The sequence below is a fragment of the Kitasatospora sp. NPDC056531 genome (genome assembly GCF_042794375.1).
Taxonomy (GTDB): Bacteria; Actinomycetota; Actinomycetes; order Streptomycetales; family Streptomycetaceae; genus Kitasatospora.
Genome location: NZ_JBHTTU010000197.1, coordinates 1 through 5,372, shown reverse-complemented (window position 1 = coordinate 5,372; position 5,372 = coordinate 1). Strand labels below are relative to the sequence as shown.

The 5,372-nt window shown below is 69.0% G+C and carries 5 protein-coding genes; all 5 read right to left on the bottom strand.

The features are described 5' to 3' along the window. Window positions 1–55 precede the first annotated feature (55 nt). On the bottom strand, window positions 56–673 hold the full coding sequence (locus tag ACFQ87_RS44030; protein WP_380616677.1) for a HEAT repeat domain-containing protein: 618 nt from the start codon (window positions 671–673) through the stop codon (window positions 56–58). A gap of 95 nt (window positions 674–768) precedes the next feature. Next, complete coding sequence (locus tag ACFQ87_RS44025; protein ID WP_380616676.1) at window positions 769–1,419, bottom strand: hypothetical protein; 651 nt, start codon at window positions 1,417–1,419, stop codon at window positions 769–771. Further along, window positions 1,416–2,471 (bottom strand): TniB family NTP-binding protein, encoded by a 1,056-nt coding sequence (locus ACFQ87_RS44020; RefSeq protein ID WP_380616675.1) that lies wholly within the window; start codon window positions 2,469–2,471, stop codon window positions 1,416–1,418. The genes ACFQ87_RS44025 and ACFQ87_RS44020 overlap by 4 nt, the downstream gene beginning before the upstream one ends. Further along, window positions 2,456–4,522 carry a Mu transposase C-terminal domain-containing protein gene (locus ACFQ87_RS44015; protein WP_380616674.1) on the bottom strand — a complete coding sequence of 689 codons (2,067 nt, stop codon included), beginning with the start codon at window positions 4,520–4,522 and terminating at the stop codon, window positions 2,456–2,458. The genes ACFQ87_RS44020 and ACFQ87_RS44015 overlap by 16 nt, the downstream gene beginning before the upstream one ends. Continuing rightward, complete coding sequence (locus tag ACFQ87_RS44010) at window positions 4,510–5,274, bottom strand: TnsA-like heteromeric transposase endonuclease subunit (protein WP_380616673.1); 765 nt, start codon at window positions 5,272–5,274, stop codon at window positions 4,510–4,512. Before ACFQ87_RS44010 ends, ACFQ87_RS44015 begins: the two co-directional genes overlap by 13 nt. Window positions 5,275–5,372: the final 98 nt, after the last annotated feature.

Genomic DNA, 5,372 nt, shown 5'->3' with positions numbered 1-5,372 from the left:
TCCTGTGCCATCGAACCTTGAGCGCGTGCCATCGAAGTTTGATCGGGTCGGGTATCTATAGGGGTGAGTAGGTCTGGTACTTGCCTTGCAAGGATGAGACGGCTGCACTGGCCACGTCGGTGCGGGGGCTGGCTGCGCATTCTTCGAGGAACCTCTTGACCGCGGGGCCTGGCCATCCCGCTGCGGCGGCCGCGGCCCAGAACCGGCGTCCGTCGTGGGGGTCCAGGGGGCCGAGGTAGTCGAGGATGTAGTCGATCGTGGCTGCGTCTGGGGTGAGACGCTGCATGGCGACGGAGCGCAGGGCTCCGTCGGCGAGCATCGGGGTTCCGCTGTCGAGGCACCATCGCAGGGAGCCGGCTGTGTCCTCGGGTGTGCTCAGCCGGACGATGGCGTCGCCGAGGGCGACATAGACCATGGTGGCCCTGATGGGGCGCTTTGCCAGTTCCTGAAGCAGACCGAGCGCAGGTCGGTGGCTGCAAGTACCGAGAGCCATGACGATCTGGTACTGCGTCTCCCATGTGCGGGTGTCGCGAACCTCCCGTTGAAGAGCCTCCAGCAGCGACGGACCCGCGATGGGGTCGGCAAGCCGGCGCAGGCGTGTTGCAGCGGAACGCCGCTTGGGTGAGAGCCGGTGGCCGAGCTGGGCCACGGCCTCGTCCAACGTCAGTGCCATCTCGGTCCCCGTCTGTTCGGTTCCATATCGGTGACAACGTAGGTCTTCGCACTGACAGGCGGCCTGCTGCTTTGTGCCATCGAAGTTTGAGTGAGTCACTCCGGTTCGAGTCGGGCCTTTCCCCGTTCGCGGTCCCATTGCCCGAAACGGATTCGGACGGAATGCTCCGAAATGAACGGGGTGTCGTGGTTGTCGAGCAGGTCGGTCCAGGCCTGCCCGGGCGTCATTCCCTGTTCGTAGCAGGCCAGGAGCGTGGCGTGGGTTCTCTCGGTGATCGAGAGCCGAATCGCTGGAGGGCGGTCGGGGAAGGCGGGGCTGAGGATCCGCTTGATGAGCCAGCGCGGTATGTCCCACTCGTTGGAGAGCTGACGCAGGGTTCCCTTGCTCCTTCGGGCGTTCTGCCTGACCTGCCCGACAACGTTGAAGCTGCGGTGACGGCCCTTGCGCGCGGCGATGCGTTCCAGCCGGACGGTGGTGGGGGTTTCGACGGGGAGGCCGGGCGGTGCGGCATCGGCGAGGGTGATCTTGAGTATGTCGGTGGAGCGTCCGCTGAGAGTGGCCAGTCTCTCCAGGTCCACTCCAACGCGTCTTGAGGGCGTGGGCCTGGCGAGGACACGCAGGAGGTAGGTGGGCTTGAGGTGGTTGGCGTGGGCGAGGCGCTGGACGTAGTGGACGGTGGCCTCGCCGAGGCGGGGGCGGACGTTGATCGGCAGCGGGGCAAGTGGCCTGGTCAGGCTGTCGGTCACCGGCGGGCCCCCGCGCGGACGCGCGGCAGCGAGTCCGAGAAGTAGTCCAGCGGGACGGCGGCGAGCGACTCCTTGGTGATCGCCTCGGCGCCGGTGAGGATGGCATCGATCGCGGCGCCGCGGATCGCGTGGGACAGGGCGCCGATCATGCCGCCGGTGCGGTCGTGCAGGTAGCGGTCCAGGCGGGTGAGGGTGCCGGGTTGGTGGCGGTGCAGGAGCAGGGTGCCTTCCAGCGTGGCGACCAGGCCCTTCCACTCCGTGTTGTAGGGGAACGGGGCGGTGGGGACGAGCGTGAACCGGCCGGCGATCTGCTGGCCCCGGGTTCCGGAGAGCAGGTCGGACTGCTCGATGCCGATCCCGGCGTAGATGAACGTGGCCGGTATCCGCTCGGAGAAGTACTTCAGCGTGTCGGCGACCTCGGCGCCCGTGCGGCTGGTGAGGGAGATGTTGTGGAGCTCGTCGACCAGGACCAGCCCGGTGTGGGCGTCGGTGCAGACGCCGACGACCGCCTCGATGACGTCGGTGATGTTGGAACTGCGGCGGACCGGCAGACCGAGGAATCGGGCGAACTCGGCCGCGACCATGCGGGCGGTCGCGGCGGGTGGGACGGTGATGTAGACGACCGGGATCCGGCCGGTGGTGTGCGGGTGGCGGGCCTGGTCGAGGAGTTCGTGGGTCCGTCCGAGCTGGGTGATGGCGATGGTCTTGCCGGTGCCGGCGGGGCCGGAGACGATCAGCCCTCGGCGGGCGCTGATCGCGTGCTTGTTGAGCAGGACGAGGCGGCGTCCGCAGGTGACGGTATGCCGGACCGTGGAGGTGGCGACCACCTGGAGCCGAGCGTGGTGGTCGAGCCGGTCCTCGTCGTAGAGCTGCCGGTGTAGCGGTTCCAGCCGTTCGTAGTCGTCTGCGCTCAGCAGCGCGGGCGGTGCGGGAGGGTCGGCGGTGAAGCGGTGCCATCCCTGTCGTGTGGTCAGCTGGTATCCGGCCTGGTCGTCCGCCGTGTTCGGGGCGGTGTCGGGTATGCGGCCGGGGGCGGTCACGTGCGTCTCCATGGATCTTCGAGCGGGTTGAACAGTCCCAGCGGGATGACCTCGGCCAGCGGCTCGGTGTCCTGGTCCGGCGCCTGCTGGTCGGTGGGCTCGGGTGCGGTCGAGGTGGCGGGGACGGGGCTGGTGGGCTTGGCGGCGCGGGTTCGGGCGGCGACCCGCTTGTCGCGAGCGGTCCGTTTCGGGTTCGCCGGCTGGCTGGGGCCGGCGTGAGCCCTGGCCAGGAGGGCGGCGACCGCGTCGGCGATCTCGGCCTCGGTCGCGTCGGGCAGGCTCAGGGCGGCGTGGTCCCAGGCCAGTTCGCCGAAGGGGACCGGAACGCGGTGCAGGTGCTTCCAGGTGGCCTCGATCCAGCCGTTGCCGTTGTGGTGGTCGCGGACCCAGATCCGGGAGACGTCGTAGGGGTCGTGGTGGACCTCCCACAAACCCCTCTTCTCCTTGACGCCGGAGTGCTGGCGCCGCAGTCCGGCCAGGGCGGGGCTGTCATAGGTGCGGCGTTTGATCTTGACGCCGTAGTCGTTGACCGCGCGCCAGAGCGAGGGCAGCAACTCCACGTAGTCGTTGCCGCTGAGCGCGACCGGGACGTAGCCGCAGGCCTCGATTAGCGCGGCGTACTTCTCGTTGGGCGTGAACGAGCGCCCGGGCGCGGCCGGGTCCCGCAGTCCGTCGTGCGGCCGGTTCTGCCAGTGGGCGACGATCCACTCGTCCAGGAGCTCCTGCAGTTCCGGCAGGGACCACAGGGGCTGCTTCTCCAGATGCCGGCCGCGGTGCTCGGTGGTGTTGCCCGTGAAGCCGGGCAGGAACTGGGTGAACAGGGTGCCGACCGACGCGAGCGTCTTCTCGATCGTGCCCTTCTCGAACGGCGAACCCTTGTGGGCGGGCTGGAGATCGATCTGCAGGAACCGGCAGGACGCGAGGAAGTTGCGCGACATGAATGCCCTGCCGTGATCGCAGACGATCATCTCGGGGACGATCACCGGCCTGGCGGCCGCATGCTCAAGGCGCTCGTCCAAGGTCAGCATCCGCCGATGGGGAAGCACTGAGCGGGACATCCGCAGGGCATCAACCCAGCCCGGCCGCATCAATTCCGGGGTGACCGTGCGGGCCAGCAGCACGCTCGCATCGACGGCCTTCGTCGTCGGCCGCAGCACCGCCGCGGTCACGGTCCTGGTCGCGACGTCGACCATGCCGGTGAGCTCGACGGTGCCGGTCACTCCGTCGTCCAGGCGGACCAGCACGTCCAGCGGGGTGGAGTCGATCTGCATCACCTCGCCCGGTGCGAACGCAGGCAGCTCGCCGAACGGAGCATTCGCCCCGTGGGCTCGTGACCTGCGCGTCCTTGCCGATCCGGTGGTGTGGGTGCCCGTGGTGAGCTTGTCCAGCAGCCGGTAGAGCGTGCGGCGTGAGGGCAGTTTCGCTTCCCTGCCGGCCTCGCTGGCCCTGACGATCTGCTCGGTCCGCCAGAGCAGGAACGTTCCGGTGCGGGTGGAGGCGTCGGTGGCCTCGCTGATCGCCTGGCGCATCGCCGCCACGACCGCGTCGTCCACTGTGCCGTACTGCGGCGTCCTGCGGACCGGCCGGTGATCGGCCAGCCCCATCACCCCGCCCTTCTCGTAACGCCGGCGATAGTTGGCGACGGTCCCCGCGGTCACTTTGTGCCCCGCCGCGGTGAGTTCGACGGCCTTCGCCTTCTCCCGTGCGGTCAGCGAGCGCGACAGGGCGTACTCGGGCTTCGGCTCCGTGCCCGCATCCGCGTCCGGCGGCAAGCCGTGAAGAACCTCCAGGACGTGCGTCTCCCACCACAGAGCCTTCGCCAAGGCCGCCTGCGGCAAGGTCTCCAGCAGGGACACCGGCGGCAAAGGCGCTCGTCCTGGGCTTTCCACCACCTCGAAGTCGGCGTCGGCGAACAGCACGGCCGGCGGAACAGCCCGCGGCGTGCCGCCCATGTCGGACAGCGCGACCGACCGGCCCGAGACCGCCAGCACCAGACGAACCTGCCCGTCGAACCGAACCCGTTCCCCGACCGCCAGGCCCATCGGCCGCGTCAGCTGACCCATCCCTGCCCCTTCACCAAACTCACCACGGAGTCCGAGCCCAGCAGCCGCCCATCCGTATCCGTCGCCAGGACACCGGACCACAGCAAGTGGAACAGCACCGGCAGCACAAGCAGCGGATCACCCGCTTCCATGGCCCCCGGCCGCAGCGGTCGCGGCTCTCTGAAGACCTCCAGCAGCCGATCCGCGACATCCGGGCGCAGGCACCGCCGCCTGCGGTAACGCGACAACCACCGCATGTTCGCCATCAGCACCGGATCCACGACACCGGCCTGGACGAACTCCCAGCCGACCGCTCCGCAGGCCCGCTCTGTCGCCGCGAATGCTTGCGCCGCCGCCTCGTCGAGCCGGTCGGCGGCCCGCACGTCGACCACCCGGCCCCGCCCGTCCGCAAGCCGCACGAAGTAATCCGGCGCGTGCCGACGCCGCCGCTGGCCGTCATGCCAGTGCAGCCAGAACGGCTGCGAGGCGATCCCCGTCACCTGCGGATCGGCGTCCAAGAGGATCAGCCGGTCCCGCTCCAGCCACGACTCGTAGCCGATGTGCTCGCCCGTCGTCGCGCAGAAGTACCAGCCCGCGAAGCTCTTCCCGCCCTTGGGCCAACGGAACGGACGCACCGGCGCCACCTGCTCGAACCGAACACCCCAGCACGCAGCCAGAGACCGCCGAACCTGTACGCCGTCCTCCAGGAACCCCAGGTCAAACGCATCAAGGTCAGGATCCGCGTACGCACCCGCGACCCGCCCCACCGCCACCCCTGATCATCAGCCGTCAAAACCGATCAAACTTCGATGGCATGAACTTACTAATGATCAAGCTTCGCTGGCAAAGATCAAACTTCGATGGCGCAGGA

Bases quoted from the DNA above. Each gene is read 5' to 3' on its own strand.
- ACFQ87_RS44030 (WP_380616677.1), bottom strand. From the start codon at position 673: ATGGCACTGACGTTGGACGAGGCCGTGGCCCAGCTCGGCCACCGGCTC.
- ACFQ87_RS44020 (WP_380616675.1), bottom strand. From the start codon at position 2,471: ATGGAGACGCACGTGACCGCCCCCGGCCGCATACCCGACACCGCCCCG.
- ACFQ87_RS44015 (WP_380616674.1), bottom strand. From the start codon at position 4,522: ATGGGTCAGCTGACGCGGCCGATGGGCCTGGCGGTCGGGGAACGGGTT.